This window comes from Synechococcus sp. CS-603 (genome assembly GCF_977929215.1).
Map to the genome: position 1 here is coordinate 1310550 of NZ_OZ376778.1, position 15234 is coordinate 1325783.

Consider the following 15234-nt stretch of genomic DNA (forward strand, 5'->3'; position numbering starts at 1 on the left):
CCATGCGCCTGCTCTCTGCTCGAGTCCGCGACTACCGCCTCCACCGTGATCTGGCGTTGGCGTTCGATCCACGATTCACGGTGATTGCTGGCCCGAACCAGTCCGGCAAGAGCACCATCGCCGAAGCCCTCCACCGCGCCCTGTTCTTGCCGGTCAAGACCGGCGGCAGCGTGCTTGATGCGATGAAGAGCGACCCTTTCATGGCCGATCCCGAGGTGGAATTGGCCTTCAGCTGCGCCGGTGACAGCTGGGTCCTGCGCAAACGCTTTGCCGGCACCCGGGGCAGCGTTTCGCTGCAGGATTCCGGAGGCCGGAGCCTGCAGGGAGAGGCGGCAGAGGAACGGCTGGCCCAGCTGATTGGTACGGCAGCTGTGGCCCGCACCCGTGCGGCGGCTGAGCAGCTCAAGGAACGTTGGGGGCATTTGTGGGTGTGGCAGGGATCCTCCAGCGACAACCCTCTCGGCCTGCCCAGTTCCAGCTACGACCATGACCGCTTGGTCGAGCGGCTGCAGGCCGGTGCCGACCTGGGGGTGCAATCGCCCCTTGATCTGGCCGTGCTCGACGACATCCAGAGGCGCTGGGCTGAGGTGTTCACAGCCGGAGGCAGCAACCGCACACCCCAGGTGCGCAAGGGATCAGCCCTGCAACGAGCCGCCGCCGCCGCCGCTGCAGCCCGCAATGATCTCAAGGACATCGAGGACAGCCTGCAGCAGCAGCAGGGGTTCCAGCAGGCGTTTGATCAGGCTGTCGACATTCAGGTACGCATGGCTTCTGAGCTGCCCCGCTGCAGCGAAGAGCGCCAGGCCCTTGAAGGCCGCCTGCGCCGCAGCCGTGAACTGATCACCCGTGTGAACCAGGAGCGCCCTGTGCTAACGGGTCTGCGCAAAGAGTTTGACGATCGCGTGGCCGACAGGGACCAGCTGGACCACCAGCGCAAGCAGGCCGCAGCGCTCGAAGCTGCTCTGGCTCCGAAGACACGGCAGCAGGTTGATCTCAACAGCCGGCACCGAGCCGTTGAGCAGCAGCGTCAGTTGGCCCGCGGCCAGCTCGAAAGCCTGCGGCAGGCCAGTGCAGAGCGCACGGCTTGGGCAGAGGGGATCGAGCAACGGCTGCGTTGGTCCCGCCTCGAGCAGCGCCGGCAGCAACTTGCCAGCCGTCTGCGGGCTGGCGAGCAGCTTCAGGCGAATCTGGTGTCGCTGGAGAAGGATCTCGCTCTGCTCCCGGGGATCGATGCACAGGCGGTGGATCGTCTGCGCCAGCGGCAGCAGGCGCTGCAGGCTGCCCGGGTCAGGGCCGAGGCGATGGCCGCCGGCATCGAGGTGATCCGCGCCGGCCAACCGGTGCGGATCAATGGGGACCTGTTGGCGAGTGGCGGCACCAGGACGCTCTCTGCCACCGCCGTTCTTGAGGTGGGCGACAACGTCGAGCTGCGCTTGGTCCCGGGAGGAGGAACAACGGCCGCCGAGGCCCAGCAGCAGCTGGAGGCGAGTGAGGCCGCCCTCAGCAAGGAGCTGGCGCGCTGGCAGCTCGACTCCGTGGATGCCGCCGCCACAGCGGAGCGGCGTCGCAGCGACCTGCTGGGTGAGCGGGAACGGCTGCTGGAGCAGCGCGGTGCAGAGGATCCGGCCTCCATTCGTCAACAACTGGATGAGTTGCGGGAGCAGATGGATGCGCACGCCGCTGACTTCGCCCCTACCAACGCCAACGCCAACGCCAACTCCAACTACAACGCCAACGCCAACGCAGACTCCAACTCCGATTCCGACTCAGGCCTCGATCAGGACCCTGAGACTCTGATGGCCCGGCTGGAGTCCGACCTGCGGATCGCCCGGATCGCCAGGACGCAGGCCCTCGATGCCGAGCAGCGGCAGCTGCATTTTGTCCAGGAGGCCGAGAGCGCGCTCGATTCGCTTCTGAACGCGCTCAAGTCCGCCGACTTGGCCCTCAACGAGAGTCGGAACCAGCTGCTTGAGGCCAGGACCCGAATCGATGCCGTGTTGCAGCGCCGCGGCTCCAGCGAAGCCCTGGCGGCTGAAATCGCTGGCCTGGATGAACGCCGCCAGCGTGGAGCGGCCCAGCTCAGTGAGCTTGAGGCGGAATTATCCGCTCTGGCTCCGGAGGACCTGCAGCGCCAGGCCCAGGCTCTGGATCGAACCATCCGCTCGCTGCAGCAGCAGGAACGGGAGGCGAGCGAGGCCCGCATCCGCGCCGAGGGGAAGCTGCAGGGCGATGGGCAGGTGGATCGCCAGGCTGAGCTGGAGCAAAAGCAAGCCGATCTGGAGTCGCGGCTCTCCGAGCTCGAGCGCCTCCAGAAGGAGGCCGACATGCTCTCGCTGCTGCGGCGTTTGCTGGAGGAAGAACAGAACGCCATGGCCAGCCAGTACGCCGCGCCTCTGACCAAGCGCATTGGCGCCTACCTGGCCCATGTCTTCCCGGAGGCTCCGCGCGCGAGCCTGGCCTACGACGCCCGCGGCGGCTTCGGCAGCCTTCGGTGGCGCCGTGGCAACGAGGCGGCCTTTGCCTTCGAGCTGCTCAGCACCGGTGCCCGTGAGCAGTTCGCTGCCGCCCTGCGGGTGGCCATGGCCGAGGTGCTGGCGGAGGCCTACGACGGCAGCCTGCCCCTGGTGTTTGACGACGCTTTCGCCCATTCCGATCCAGAGCGCCAGGCCGGCGTCCAGCACATGCTGCAAGAGGCCGCCGACCGGGGGCTGCAGGTGATTCTGTTGACCTGTGATCCGGCCTCAACCATGGCGATTGAACCGGCGGGCCGGGTGTGGTTGGGCGGGGCTGGCTCCCCGATGCCGTAGCCGCCTGCTGCGCCAGTTCAAGATGGCCGGGAAGGCGACCGGATGCCATGCCCTGGTTCGTGAAGCTCGAAGAAGGCGTGGTCGACCGCGCCCGCTTCGATCGTTTTCTCCCCGACCATCTCACCTGGGTCAGGGAGCTTGAGCGGCTGGGCCATCACCCGAGTACGGGCTACTGGCGCGAGTCACTCGGCAGGAATGGCAGCGGTGCCGGTGGCATGCTCCTGTTCCAGGCCCATGATTTTGCAGAAGCCGAAGCGATCGTGCGCGGCGACCCGCTCATCGCCTCTGGCTGCGTGAGCTGGATCTTGCATGAATGGCGGGTCGTGGCGGGGGAACTGGGCCGTGGCAGAACGCCTAATGGCGAGCCAAAGTCAAAGCCAGACTCAAAGCCAGAGCCAGACGCAGAGCAGAAGTCTTGAGCTGATTCAGCTGCTCTTCGCGGCCCTGCCGAGCCCGTCGCTGCCTGCGCCGAAGAAGCTGGCCAGGCTGATCCCCGCCTCGTGGGCCGCCACGGTGACCTGCAGTTTCTGGTCCTCATCGAGCCCATCCCAGAAGGCGTGGAAGAGATCGAGCGAGGCCTTGCCGGCCCCCACGGCCCCCAGCAGCGAAAGGGGGAAGGCCAACCAGGGGAAAACCAGCAGCACTACGGAAAGCACCGCTCCGACGGCAACGCCGGTTTTGGCTGTTTCCAGGCTGGTGCTGAGGATCAGTTTCAACTGGGTGGCGCGGTCGATCTCACCTCGCTTGCGCAGGGCCTCGGTGCGCAGGGCGGTGAGCAGGGCCTGGTAGATCGCATAGGTGAGCACCCCACCGACGGTGGACTCGGAGATGAACTCACCACCACCGAAGGCACCGCCGTTGGCGTTGAGATCGACGCTGGCAAAGCCCGCCAGAGGAGCCACCTCCCAGCCGGCGCGTGGAATACGAAAAGGATCCTGTTCGCGGGACATGGCGGAGCTGCTAAGACGATAAGTCTGCTTCAAATCCTGCCGATTGGGCTGGCAACCGACGGACTGGCCTGCAGAACCTCTCGGAATAGGATGGATTTGATTGCGGCGCCATTGGATGATGGATGGCAGCACATGGAACTAGAGGTATGGACACCCCTGCGAAGAGGCTTCCACAGAGGCCTTTGTGAGCCCAGTAAAAGCAACTTGTCAGTGATTTAAACTAGGCTTTGGGCTGTAATCACAGGTTTTTTGCTAAATCTTGTGTCGTGAACTTAGGCTGCCCATGAAGCTACATCCTGAAGTTTTTGACAGAAATTTATGATTATGATAAAATAATTATCTTCGCGATTAATTCCATACCTATCTCCAAAACCGCTAGCCGTCAGCAATTTGAGGCTGAGATTTCAAGCGTGCTGCCGCGCGACCCAGCCTTGGTGCTCGTCACCGATCTCGATGGAACCCTGTTGGGCGGTTCACCTGAAAGCCGCCGCCAGCTCTATGGCTGGTTGGCGGATCAACGCCAGGAGGTGTTGCATATTTTCTGTACCGGTCGGGACCGTCGGGCCGTGCGCGCCATGCTGGATGGCGGAGTTCAGCCGCCGCCGCCAGCGCCCCATCTGGTGATCGGGGATGTGGGCTGCACGGTGGCCTGTGGCCTCAGCCTGGAAACCGTGCCGATGGCCGTCGATCCGATCGAGGCCCAGTGGAAGGTTGTGGCCCCTTTGGTCGATGGTTGCCTGGACGGGGTCGCCGGCCTCAAGCCCCAGGCCCAGCCCCCCGAGCGCCGTTACGCCTTCAACTACGAACCCGAAACGTTTGATCCCTCCATTCTCGCCAGCCTGGAGAGCCTGGGGGTGGATTGCCTGCTCTCCGATAATCAATTTCTCGACCTTCTTCCGGCTGGAGTGAACAAGGGCTCCACCTTGATACGCTTGCTCCAGCTGCTGGACCTTCCCCCCGAGCGTGTGGTCACAGCCGGTGACACACTCAACGATCTCTCGATGTTCGAAACCGGTCTCAAGGGGGTCATGGTGGGAAATGCCGAGCCCAAACTCCGCGCCCTCCATCCCGAACTCAAGAACATCTACCTGGCTCAAGACCATGGCTGCGCAGGAATCATCGAAGGTCTGCGTCACTTCGGCATGGTGGCCCCTGATTGAGCCGGTCCAGGCTTTATTTAGGCCAAGATATAAGGCCAAGGCTTAAAGCCACGGCTCAAGGATCAGATAATTCACTGTCATCGCGGTTGATCGTCACTCCGAACGGAGCGAACAGGAAAACCAGTTCGCTCAGTCGTTCTTGATGGCCATTCAAGGCGTAGACGCCACCGGCCACGAAGTCCGCGGAGCGCTGGGCCTCCTCGGCAGACATGGAACCGAGATTGAGCAGCACCGTTTTGCGCTCACGCACGGCATGAACGGCATCGAGGACGTCTTCGAAACGCAGCGGTTCCATCAAAACCACCTCCGGAGGCAAGTCTGGGAACCGGCTCATCGCCACAGGGTGCCACGCATAGCCAGAAGCGACCAGCACCAAAGCTGAGCCTTTCGGGTCGCTTATGGATCAGGCAGAAAGTCTTCGCTGCGGAGATCGGGGCGCCGCTTCAGGGCGAACAGGGTGCCGGCGTTGCCCCGGCATACCCGCAGCTCCTGATCCAGCACTGTCATGTCGAGCCAGGCGGGAGTGCTCTGCTGCACTCGGCGGAACAGTTGCAGGCGCTGATCACCGAGGCGTGGACCAAGCCAGCCCCCCTTCTGGAAGGACACGTTGACCCGCTGGTTACCCACCACCTCAAGGCTTGCCTCGACGCCGATCGCCGCCAGACCAGCGAGAGGACCGGCCGGCCGCAACAGATTCATGCCACGGCCCAGGTCCGGCCGCAGCACCTGCAGATTTTCCAGCCAGGGCGCCACCATTAGATAAGGGAGGCTGCTGCTGCTCCAGCGCAGCTCCCAGACCCCTGCCAGCGGAGCGCGGCTATCGGCGAGATCCGCTGGTTCCTCTTGCTCTAATGCCTGGATGAGCTGTTCCATCTGCCGGTCGGTGCACCGGCCTGGAGTGGCCATGGCCTGCAGCAATTGATCACGGTTTGACATGGCATCGGGCCTGGATGGTAAAGGTCAGGTGAAGATCGCAAGTTCAAAGACCTGGAATGCCAAAAGGTCGCTGGCAAGTTGTAGGGTGATTGCGGTTCATAGACCTCTGGCTAGCTCACAACTGGGCTAGAGCCCTCGACGGATCAGTTCAAGTTTTTTTACGTTACATGACAATTTACATAGGCAACCTTTCGTTCGACGCCGAACAAGAGGATCTCCGTGACCTTTTCAGTCAGTACGGAGAGGTTCGCCAGTGCAGCCTGCCCCTCGACCGGGAAACCGGCCGTAAGCGTGGTTTCGCCTTTGTCGAGCTGGCCAATGATGCCGAAGAACAGAAGGCCATCGACGATCTGCAGAACGTCGAATGGATGAACAGGATGATCCGGGTGAACAAGGCTGAGCCCCGTGGTGGTGGCGGCGGCGGCGGCAGCCGTGGCGGCGGTGGCGGCTACGGCGGTGGCGGTGGCGGTTACGGCGGCGGCGGCGGTGGCCGCAGCCGTTACTGAATTCGTCCAAGACATTCCCCGGTGCCATTGGAACCGACGAGTTCTGAATTCAGGCTTGTCTTCCCTCGATAGATTGGCCTGAAATCAGGTTCTGTTTCCTGTCGTAATCCGTTCAAACCCCGCTTTGGCGGGGTTTTTTTATGGCCGTAGATGGCCTGCCTAACGCTCAGGGTCGATCGGCAGGCAGCAGGTAGGCGGCCCCTGCCGCCACGATCACCAGCGCCAGCAGGGGGGCTTCCTGCCAGCGGGCATAGGGAGTGAGGCCGCTGAGTACGTCGAGCTTGAAACGGGCGGTTGCCGCCTGTCCGGCAGGCAGCCGGCGCCGCACCTTCCCCTGACTGTCGATCACCTGGCTGGGACCGGTGTTGGCGGAGCTCACCAGCCAGCGGCCTGTTTCGATCGCCCGCAACTGAGCCAGCGCCGAGAACTGAGCCTGGAGCAGGAGCGGATAGGGATCGAGGTTGGCGGAGGCCAGCAGCCAGCCGGCACCGTTCCGGCTCGCTGCTGCCAAGGCCTGACCATCGGAGAGCTCGTAGCAGATGGCCACCCCAATTGCGCCCTCGGGCCGCGGCAACAGGCGTGAGCGTGCGCCTGGCTCCACTCCACCGACGGCCGATAGGCCGCTCCAGCGCCAGAGCCGCGCAAGCGGTACCCACTCACCGAGCGGAACCAGTCGGTGCTTGTCGATCCAGCTGCTGGCCACCAGTTGATCGGGACCAAAACGCAGCACGCTGCTGCGCAGTTCCTCGCCCTCCTGGCGAAAACCGCCGCTGAGCACCTCAACCGGCTCCTGGCTGGGCAGGTTCTGGCCCAGCACCAGCGACCCTTCCGGCAGCAGCAAGGGCCCCAGACCCTCCTGGGCAGCCTGCTGGCGGGCAGCAGCCAGCTGCTCAAGCAGGCGTCGTTGCCGGCCCGGTTCGAACTTCTCCCGGGTCGGCACCGCCGGCTGCAGCACGAGAACCTCGACCGAAGCCCCCCGCTCGGCTCGAGCGGGGGGCAGCTGACTCCACCCCAGCAGATGCAACGCCGCGGCCAGGGTGGCAAAGCCAAGCCACCAGCTCCGACCTCCGCTTCGCCGTCGCCCCACCTTTGCCGCCACTCTCGCCGCAGCCGTCGCCTCAAGGGCCCGCCAGAGCAGCCAGGCGATCAAGAGCTGGGCCGCAGCCACCAAGGCGGCCCCACCGAGGGCCCCCAGGCCGGCCAAGGCCCGATCTCCCGGCAGGGGGGAGGTTCCCAGGCCGATCCAGAACAGGGGGCTGCGCGATAACCAGACTTCTGCCAGCCCCCAGATCGCTGCCGTCAGCACAGCCGTGCTCCACCGCCGTGGCCCCAGCCAACGCACCAGCACCGACCAGAGCGCCACCAGGATGGCCGCCGCCAGACCGCAACCCAGCCAGAGCGCCAGGCACACGGGCAGGCTGAGCGGCAAAGGGATCCCCACCCAATCGAGTGGGTGCAGCCACAACAGCCAGCGATGGCTCGCCAGCACAGCCGTGCCCCCCCACAGGCCCGCCGCCCAGACGCCGGCGCCGAGTCCTTTCCTGCCCCGCGCTCCGGAATCCCGCAGTGACTGCCCCCAAAGCGGTACCAACGCCAGCCAGAGCAGGGGTGGCCAGCCCAACGGGGCCAGGCTCAGTCCAGCGAGGGTCCCGGCCAGGGCCGCAACGGGTGTGGAGACCACCCAGCCAGGTTGCCGGTCATCGCCCATGGCTTGGTGCCGAACCGTTGACCATGATTAAGGACCGCCAAACCAACTGCCGCCATGGACCGGGACAACCTGCTGCAACAGCTTCTGCTCCGCGGACTTGGCACCAGTTCCCTGGTGGCAGAACGTCTGCGCAGTGTGACCCAGGGCTGGGTCAGCAGTGGCCAGTTGGATCCCGCCCAGGCCACTACCTTGGTCGACGACGTGATGCGAGCGTTGCGGGGTGATAACCCCGAACTGGAGAAGCAGGCCGGTCGTCAGATGGAGCGCAACATCGACCACTTCCTTCAGGACGTCGGCTTGGCCCGCCAGAAGGAAATCGATGAGTTGCGTGGTCGCATCGACCGCCTGGAGCAACAGCTGCGGGCCAGGCGGGAGTCGGAGACCCCCGTTGGTTGAGCGACCTCTCGCTGGCTGCGAGGGGCAACTGGCAGAATCGGCTCTCCCTGAGGTTGACCCGGCGCCATGCGCGACATCCTGATCAGCACGACCGTCTGCGTGGCCTGTCTGATGGTGGCCCTGTTCAGCCAGATTCTGGCGCCCAGCAGCGTTGACGCTTCCAGCTCGACGCTGGGTGCTGACCAAATCGCCCTCCAGGCGGTGTCCCAGGCAGCCGTCCAGACAGCTGCCGTAAGACCCGCAGCTCAAGCGGCGATGGCCACCGCCCCTGAACGCCTTGAACTCGACCCCGACGATCCCAACCCCACTCTTTTCACGATGGCTCCTGAATCCGTTGCACCTGAAACCATGTCCAGTGACAGCAACGACCTGGCCCAGGCGGCCAATCTTGGTGGCGAGATGGTGGCAGCCAAGGAACGGATCACGGCAAGCGGGCTGCGGATCACCGATCTGGTAGTCGGCGATGGCGATGGGGCCAGCAGCGGCCAGACCGTGTCGGTGAACTATCGCGGAACCCTGGAGGATGGCACCGAATTTGACAGCAGCTATGGGCGTAACCAGCCCTTCTCCTTTCCCCTCGGTGCCGGTCGTGTGATCAAGGGCTGGGATGAGGGCGTTGATGGCATGAAGGTGGGCGGCAAGCGCAAGCTGGTGATTCCGCCGGATCTGGCCTACGGCGAGCGTGGGGCTGGCGGCGTGATTCCGGCCAATGCCACCTTGATCTTCGAAGTGGAGCTCCTCGGCGTCGGCCGCTAACGGCTAGGGGGGCTATCAGGCAACATCAACCTGAATCAATTGTTACAATGGAGGTGGAAAGCGGCGTGACCCGTTTCCAGACCTCTTTCCAGTGTCTGGCCTGCCTGCAGATCGCGATCCTGGCGCCCGGGCCCTGGCGTTCACGCCCCCGCCGCTTTCCCTGAATTTTCTCTCCGATCCCCATGACCTTTCAGCTGCCGGCGCTTCCCTACGACCTCGACGCCCTTGAGCCCCATATCTCCCGTCAAACCCTTGAGTTCCACCATGGCAAGCACCATGCCAGCTATGTCACCAACCTCAACAAGATGGTGGAAGGCACCGACCTCGATGGCAAGGACCTCGACGAGGTGATCCTGGCCGTCGCCGGTGACGCCGGTAAGGCAGGCATCTTCAACAACGCGGCCCAGGTCTGGAACCACACCTTCTACTGGCAAGGGATCAAAGCCGGTGGTGGCGGTGCTCCCAGCGGAGCCCTCGCCGACAAGATCACTGCCGATTTCGGCAGTTTCGCAGACTTCGTCACCCAGTTCAAGGCGGCCGGTGCCACCCAGTTCGGTAGCGGCTGGGCCTGGCTGGTGCTCGATGGCGGCACCTTGAAGATCACCAAGACCGCCAACGCCGACCTCCCGCTGGCCCATGGTCAGAAGGCCCTGCTCACCATGGATGTCTGGGAGCACGCCTACTACCTCGACTACCAGAATCGGCGTCCTGATTACATGACCACCTTCCTCGACAAGCTGGTCAACTGGGATTTTGTGGCCGCCAACCTGGCCGCCGCCTGATCCAGACAGCGATTCCGGTGTTGCTCCTTCAGCATCGTCTCAACCCTGTTTTGATGCCTCCGCTCCGTCGGGGGCTTTTTTTTGATCCGCTGCGGAGCCGCTTTCGCTGGCTGCTGCAGCGGGTCTTGCCGCCGGCCGCACGGCGGCTGGGGCGATCCACATCGCATCGCCATAGGAAAAGAAGCGGTAGCCCGCCGTGATCGCTTCGGCATAGAGATCCAGCAAGCGCTGGCGACCGAGCAAAGCGCTCACCAGCAGCAGCAGTGAACTGCGCGGTAGGTGGAAGTTCGTGAGCAGACCCTCCACCACCTGGAAGCGGAAACCGGGCTGGATCACTAGGTTCACCGGTCCCTGGTAAGGGGTCAGCACCCCCCCATGGAGCGCTGCGACCCCTTCGAGGCTACGCACGCTGGTGGTGCCGATCGCGATCACCCGCCGTCCCCGCCGCCGGCAGGCCGCCACGGCCGCCACGGCTTCGGGGCTCACCTCCACCCATTCACTGTGAAGCTCCAAGGCCGTGAGGTCTTCGTCTTCGACGGGGCGGAAGGTGCCCAGGCCCACATGCAGGGTGATCCGGGTCAGCTCGATGCCCCGATCGGCGAGGGCCTTCAGCAGGGCATCGCTGAAATGGAGGCCGGCCGTGGGGGCGGCCACCGCTCCGGGTCTGCTGGCGTAGCGGGTCTGGTAGCGCTCGTCGTCGCTGGGATCGTGTGCGTGGATGTAGGGCGGCAGCGGGATTTCGCCGTAGCGCTGCAACAGGCCTTCCATCGCCGTCGCCGTGTCGCGCTCGCTGGCAAAGCGGATCACGCGGCCGCCGCTGGGCCCGTCCACCCCGACCACCTCCACGGCCAACGGCGGTTGATTCTCGGCTTCGAGTTGCAGGATCTCGCCTGCCTTGAGCCGTTTGGCCGGTCTGGCCAAGGCCCGCCAGCAGCCATCGCCGAGGGGATCGAGCAAAAGAAGCTCCACAGCGCCGCCACTGGCCCGGCGGGCTTTCAAGCGGGCCTTGAGAACGCGGGTGTCGTTGACCACCAGCAGATCGCCGGGTTCCAGCTCCGCCTGCAGATCCCAGACCTGCAGGTGACGGGCCGAGCCGTCCGGCTCGACCGCCAGGAGCCGGGAGGCGTGGCGGGGCTCCACCGGTCGCTGGGCAATGCGCGACTCAGGCAGATCGAAGTCGTAACTGGAGAGCCGCAGGTCGGGGTGGAGATCTGCGTCTTCTGGCGCTGCGCTCACGTCAGAGTGCCAGGCTTTCTGGGTCGGTTTCGATCAAGGCGGCAAGATCCTTGAGGAAGGCGGCGCCGTGGGTGCCGTAGATCACCCGGTGATCGGCGGTGAGGTTCAACTGCATCTGGCGCTTCACCGAGATGGAGCCGTCGCTGGCCGCCACCACGCAGGGCCGCGAAGCCGCCACGGCCAGAATGGCGCCGGTGCCCGGCGGCAGGATGGCATCAAAGCGATCGACGCCATACATGCCCAGGTTGGAGAGGGTGAAGGTGCCGGTGCTGTATTCGGCTGGTTTGAGCTGTTTGGTGCGGGAGCGGGCCACCAGGTCGGCCCAGCTGCGCGAGAGGGAATAAAGGTCGGTTTTGTCGGCGTTGGCCAAGACGGGCGTGAGCAGGCCACCGTCATCCATGGCCACCGCCACCGCCACATTGACGCTGGCCGGATAGGCCATGCCGGCCTCGCTGTAGGCCGCATTGACCTGAGGATGGCGAGCCAGGACAACCGCCACGGCCTTGGCCAACAGGGCCGTCATCGTGACCCCCTTGGCCTTCACCTGCTTGTAGAAGGCGTCGAAGCGATCGGTGGTGATCGTGTAGCCGACGTGGAAGCAGGGGACGGTCAGGCTGGCCGCCATGTTGCGGATGACCGCCTGCTGCAGGGTGTTGAAGGCCACGGTATCGCCGGGGCTGCCAAAGGCCTGGCCCAGAGGTGCCGCGCCCGCTGCCCCTGCGGCGGAGGCTCCGTTGCCTGCCAGCGCAGCGGCGGCCGGCGCGTAGGAACTGCTGCCTTCCGATACCTGGGGCACGCTCAGCGGCTGGCCGCTGGCCCGCTCCACGTCCTCGGCCTGGATGCGGCCATGGGGGCCGCTGCCGCGCAAACTCTCCAGGGCCACGCCGAGCTGCTTGGCCAGCTTCTTGGCCCGCGGTGTGGCCACCAACCGGCCGTTGGCTGCAGTTGTCGTGGCGTTGGACATCGCCGCCACCGGCGCCGTTGCCGGTGACGCCGCCACTGGAGCCACGAGGGCCTTCGCCGCTGGAGCTGGTTCAGCCGCCGGTTTCACCGGGGCCGTTGCCGCTGCAGGCGGCTTGGAGGGTGCCGCAACGGCAGCGGCAGAAGAACTAGGAGCGCTGGCCTGGGCGGCGGCGATCTCGGCCTCGGTTTCGACGATCAGGCCGATTGTTTCGCCCACGGGAGCTGATTCTCCTGCTGGCATCAACACAGCGGCAAGGAATCCCTCCTGGAAGGCCTCCACATCCATGTCTGCCTTGTCCGATTCGACCACCAGCACGGATTCACCGCGGGCAACCGGATCGCCGGGCTTTTTCAGCCACTCGACGATCTTGCCCTCCGTCATGGTGGAGCTCAGGGCGGGCATGAAAATGTCGTGGGTCGCCAAAGTCTTGATCCCAGAAGCTGCCGGCCACGCATTTTACCGGTGAAGGGGCCGTTAGGGGTGGAGCTTCGGCCCCGCTTTGGGCGTAGCCCTGATGGAGGAGGCCCTCATGGAGGTGCTCTCCAAGGGCGACGCCCTCAGAGGGAGATCGACTCAGAGGTCGTGGTCTCAGGGGCGGTGGTCTCGCCTCCCTCGATGGCTTCGATCACGCCGTCACGCACCAGCACCGCCACCTGCAGCTTCTGGACCAGGTTGTCACCCACCCTGATCTTGCAGGTGCCCTCGATCTGGCCCTGGTCGACGATCTGCTCGAACACCAGTTCCCGCACCTGGCGTTGCTGCTCGAGCAGGGTGCGCTTCTGCTCTTCGAGTTCGCTGCGCTTGCTCGCCACCTGTTGTTGCACGGAGCCCACCTGCTCCTGGACGCGCGGGTCGAGCGGATTGAGGCTCTGCCGGCGAATCTCGCTGACCAGTTGCTGACCTTCCTGTTCCAGCTGGGCAAGCTGTTGGTCGCTGTTGCTGACCGCGGCACTGAGTTCCCGCTCTGCATCCTCCTTCCAGCGTGGTGTCACCACGGCACGCACGGTGATCGTGCGTTTGATCGTTAAGGGATGGCCGTCAGTCATGGGAAGGGGGAAGCGTCCCCCAGGCTCTCAGGCCAGCGGTCAATGGGTCAACCAGCAGTCAAGGGGTCAACTGCGGTAAAGCGACTCGATGGCCTCGGCATCGCGACTGGCGATCCGATCGCGGCGCTGCTTGAGGGTCTGGGTGAGCAGCCCGTTCTCGATCGTGAACGGCTCCACCAGAGCGACCCCACAGATCCGTTCATCGGAGCGGGAACCGGGGCGAGCGGCCAGCAGCCGGTTGAACTCTCCTTTGAGTGCACGCAGCACCTCGGGGCTGGGCCTCTCCGCTCGGGCCACCATCAGCGCCGCCAACTGGCGACGGTCCTGGCCGACCAGCATCAGCTGCTCCACCAGCGGGTGGGCCACCAGGGCGTCTTCCAGGGGGCCGGGCTCGATGTTTTCGCCACTGCTGAGCACGATCGTGTCCTTGGCCCGGCCGGTGAGCACCAAGGTGCCGTCGGGCATCAGGTGGCCGAGATCACCGGTGTCAAACCAGCCCTCGCCATCGAGCACGGCGGCCGTGGCCTCGGGATTACGGAAATAGCCCGCCATCACCTGGGGGCCCCGGCCCAGTACCCGGCCCCGCTCACCCCAGGTCAGGGGAGCGCCGCTCTCGGCATCGACAATCTTCAGGGCCGTGCCGGGCAGTGGTTGTCCGGCGCTGCCGCGGCGGTTGTGCCAGCGCCGCCGGCAGGCCAGCACCGGGCTGGTTTCGGTGAGCCCGTAGCCCACTAGGAGCTCGATGCCGATCGCTTCGAAGAAGCCATCCACGTGCAGGGCCAGGGCACCGCCGCCGCTGATTGCTGTACGCATCACCCCCCCAACCAGTTGCTGGCGCACCTTGGGCCAGAACAGCCGGGAGGCCACGCCATGCAGCGGCAGGCTTGCCAACGCCAGGCTGGCCGCCAGCAGCCGCCGCGCCGGGGGTTCGTTCGTGAGGGTGAGATTGAGGGCCCGCCGGCGCTGCAGGGCATGGAACCGGCTGATGCCCAGGGCCGTGCCGATCAAGCGGCGCCTGGAGGACGGCATGGCAGCGAGGGCATCCTCGAAGCCGGCCAGCAGCGCTTCCCAGAGGCGGGGCACGCTGATCATGTACTGCGGTTTGACCCGCTGGAGATCGCTGCGCAGGTGCTTGAGCGTGGTGTAGGCCTGCTGGCAGCCGCAGGAGAGTAGGAAATATTCGGCCATGCGCTCGTAGGCATGCCAGATCGGCAGCACGCTGAGCGCCCGATCTCCTGGCTGCGGAGACACCGCCACCCCGAGGCTGAAGAGCTGGTGCAGCAGGTTGGCGTGGCTGAGGGGAACCCCTTTGGGGCGCCCGGTGGTGCCCGAGGTGTACAGCAAGGTGGCCAGGCGCTGGGGGCCACCGGCGGGTAAGGCCGGCAGGGGCGCCGCCGCACCCCGCTGGGCAAACGCGTCCCAGCTCAGGCAGGGCAGCACGGGCTGCACAGGGCCGTCTGTGGTGGGGCTGGTCGGGGCCACAGCCTGACTGTACTCAATCACCAGTACGAAGCGCAGCGCTGCCCGTTGCTGGCTGCCTAGATCGAGATCCCGAAGCAGCTCGGACGATTCCACCACCAGGCCAATGGCGCCGGAATTCTCGAGGATGTAACGCAGTTCATCGATTGGCGCCGTGCTTCCCCGAACCGCGTCGGCGGCGCCGGCCCGCATCAGGCCCTGATCGGCCACCAGCCAGCGGGGAGAATTTTCGGCGAAGAGGGCCACCACATCACCGGCCCGCACCCCGAGGGCAGCAAAGGCGGCGGCGGCCTCGCCGATGGCGGTGTTGAGGCCCGTGTAGCTGAGGCACTGGGGCGGATGGCTGTGGGGGGCCTCCAGGGCCAGCGCTTCGCCATAGCGTTCCGCCAGGGCCGGCCAGAGCTGCTCGAGGCCGTTCAGGCCGCTCCAGTCATGGCGCGCGGCCAGGGCCTGCTGATCAAGGCGATCGCCCTGCCAGTGGATCTCAGCTCTGCCTTTCACGAAGGAT

15 protein-coding genes are annotated in these 15234 nt (G+C 65.3%); 7 read left to right on the forward strand and 8 right to left on the reverse strand.

What is annotated here, in order from left to right; genetic code table 11:
- The first annotated feature begins 2 nt into the window (after positions 1-2).
- Together ACXMDM_RS06855 and ACXMDM_RS06860 are read left to right on the forward strand one after the other, a co-directional pair.
- Positions 3-2807, forward strand: coding sequence for an AAA family ATPase (locus ACXMDM_RS06855; protein ID WP_259723361.1), 2805 nt, complete (start codon positions 3-5; stop codon positions 2805-2807).
- 47 nt (positions 2808-2854) lie between these two features.
- Positions 2855-3226, forward strand: coding sequence for a YciI family protein (locus tag ACXMDM_RS06860; RefSeq protein ID WP_259723360.1), 372 nt, complete (start codon positions 2855-2857; stop codon positions 3224-3226).
- A 6-nt stretch (positions 3227-3232) separates the two neighbouring features.
- Here the strand turns inward: ACXMDM_RS06860 and ACXMDM_RS06865 are convergent, their stop codons facing one another.
- A complete protein-coding gene (locus ACXMDM_RS06865) occupies positions 3233-3757 on the reverse strand; it encodes a hypothetical protein (RefSeq protein WP_071801127.1) in 525 nt (174 codons plus the stop codon).
- Positions 3758-4167: 410 nt separating this feature from the next.
- Between ACXMDM_RS06865 and ACXMDM_RS06870 the strand changes: the two genes are divergently transcribed.
- Complete coding sequence (locus tag ACXMDM_RS06870; RefSeq protein WP_499570323.1) at positions 4168-4917, forward strand: HAD family hydrolase; 750 nt, start codon at positions 4168-4170, stop codon at positions 4915-4917.
- Between the two features lie 55 nt (positions 4918-4972).
- Here ACXMDM_RS06870 and ACXMDM_RS06875 read toward each other — a convergent pair whose 3' ends face one another.
- The gene (locus ACXMDM_RS06875; protein WP_120352782.1) at positions 4973-5251 is read right to left on the reverse strand and encodes a cell division protein SepF; all 279 of its coding nucleotides are present in this window, start codon (positions 5249-5251) and stop codon (positions 4973-4975) included.
- A gap of 62 nt (positions 5252-5313) precedes the next feature.
- Complete coding sequence (locus ACXMDM_RS06880) at positions 5314-5853, reverse strand: PAP/fibrillin family protein (protein WP_259723359.1); 540 nt, start codon at positions 5851-5853, stop codon at positions 5314-5316.
- A 167-nt stretch (positions 5854-6020) separates the two neighbouring features.
- Here ACXMDM_RS06880 and rbp point away from each other — a divergent pair, with 167 nt between their 5' ends.
- Entirely contained in the window at positions 6021-6359 is a 339-nt protein-coding gene (gene rbp / locus ACXMDM_RS06885; protein WP_071801129.1) for an RNA-binding regulator, read from the forward strand.
- Between the two features lie 166 nt (positions 6360-6525).
- On the opposite strand, the gene ACXMDM_RS06890 is transcribed toward rbp, so the two are convergent.
- Positions 6526-8067, reverse strand: coding sequence for an apolipoprotein N-acyltransferase (locus ACXMDM_RS06890; RefSeq protein WP_259723358.1), 1542 nt, complete (start codon positions 8065-8067; stop codon positions 6526-6528).
- 54 nt (positions 8068-8121) lie between these two features.
- Between ACXMDM_RS06890 and ACXMDM_RS06895 the strand changes: the two genes are divergently transcribed.
- From ACXMDM_RS06895 to ACXMDM_RS06905, 3 genes are all read left to right on the forward strand, one after another.
- Entirely contained in the window at positions 8122-8463 is a 342-nt protein-coding gene (locus tag ACXMDM_RS06895; protein ID WP_259723357.1) for a phasin family protein, read from the forward strand.
- 66 nt (positions 8464-8529) lie between these two features.
- Positions 8530-9219 carry an FKBP-type peptidyl-prolyl cis-trans isomerase gene (locus tag ACXMDM_RS06900; protein WP_259723356.1) on the forward strand — a complete coding sequence of 230 codons (690 nt, stop codon included), beginning with the start codon at positions 8530-8532 and terminating at the stop codon, positions 9217-9219.
- 182 nt (positions 9220-9401) lie between these two features.
- On the forward strand, positions 9402-10001 hold the full coding sequence (locus ACXMDM_RS06905; RefSeq protein WP_259723355.1) for a superoxide dismutase: 600 nt from the start codon (positions 9402-9404) through the stop codon (positions 9999-10001).
- 39 nt (positions 10002-10040) lie between these two features.
- On the opposite strand, the gene queA is transcribed toward ACXMDM_RS06905, so the two are convergent.
- The 4 genes from queA to ACXMDM_RS06925 all read right to left on the reverse strand — a co-directional run bounded on the left by queA (position 10041) and on the right by ACXMDM_RS06925 (position 15227).
- Positions 10041-11237, reverse strand: coding sequence for a tRNA preQ1(34) S-adenosylmethionine ribosyltransferase-isomerase QueA (queA, locus tag ACXMDM_RS06910; protein ID WP_499570327.1), 1197 nt, complete (start codon positions 11235-11237; stop codon positions 10041-10043).
- A 1-nt stretch (position 11238) separates the two neighbouring features.
- Complete coding sequence (locus ACXMDM_RS06915) at positions 11239-12624, reverse strand: dihydrolipoamide acetyltransferase family protein (RefSeq protein WP_259723354.1); 1386 nt, start codon at positions 12622-12624, stop codon at positions 11239-11241.
- A gap of 134 nt (positions 12625-12758) precedes the next feature.
- On the reverse strand, positions 12759-13247 hold the full coding sequence (locus ACXMDM_RS06920; protein WP_259723353.1) for a YlqD family protein: 489 nt from the start codon (positions 13245-13247) through the stop codon (positions 12759-12761).
- 66 nt (positions 13248-13313) lie between these two features.
- Positions 13314-15227, reverse strand: coding sequence for an AMP-binding protein (locus ACXMDM_RS06925; RefSeq protein ID WP_259723352.1), 1914 nt, complete (start codon positions 15225-15227; stop codon positions 13314-13316).
- Positions 15228-15234: the final 7 nt, after the last annotated feature.

What these genes read in the sequence shown, in the direction of transcription:
- ACXMDM_RS06855 (WP_259723361.1), top strand. Translation starts at nt 3, where the DNA reads ATGCGCCTGCTCTCTGCTCGAGTCCGCGACTACCGCCTCCACCGTGAT.
- ACXMDM_RS06860 (WP_259723360.1), top strand. Translation starts at nt 2,855, where the DNA reads ATGCCCTGGTTCGTGAAGCTCGAAGAAGGCGTGGTCGACCGCGCCCGC.
- ACXMDM_RS06865 (WP_071801127.1), bottom strand. Translation starts at nt 3,757, where the DNA reads ATGTCCCGCGAACAGGATCCTTTTCGTATTCCACGCGCCGGCTGGGAG.
- ACXMDM_RS06875 (WP_120352782.1), bottom strand. Translation starts at nt 5,251, where the DNA reads ATGAGCCGGTTCCCAGACTTGCCTCCGGAGGTGGTTTTGATGGAACCG.
- ACXMDM_RS06880 (WP_259723359.1), bottom strand. Translation starts at nt 5,853, where the DNA reads ATGTCAAACCGTGATCAATTGCTGCAGGCCATGGCCACTCCAGGCCGG.
- rbp (WP_071801129.1), top strand. Translation starts at nt 6,021, where the DNA reads ATGACAATTTACATAGGCAACCTTTCGTTCGACGCCGAACAAGAGGAT.
- ACXMDM_RS06890 (WP_259723358.1), bottom strand. Translation starts at nt 8,067, where the DNA reads ATGGGCGATGACCGGCAACCTGGCTGGGTGGTCTCCACACCCGTTGCG.
- ACXMDM_RS06895 (WP_259723357.1), top strand. Translation starts at nt 8,122, where the DNA reads ATGGACCGGGACAACCTGCTGCAACAGCTTCTGCTCCGCGGACTTGGC.
- ACXMDM_RS06900 (WP_259723356.1), top strand. Translation starts at nt 8,530, where the DNA reads ATGCGCGACATCCTGATCAGCACGACCGTCTGCGTGGCCTGTCTGATG.
- ACXMDM_RS06905 (WP_259723355.1), top strand. Translation starts at nt 9,402, where the DNA reads ATGACCTTTCAGCTGCCGGCGCTTCCCTACGACCTCGACGCCCTTGAG.
- ACXMDM_RS06920 (WP_259723353.1), bottom strand. Translation starts at nt 13,247, where the DNA reads ATGACTGACGGCCATCCCTTAACGATCAAACGCACGATCACCGTGCGT.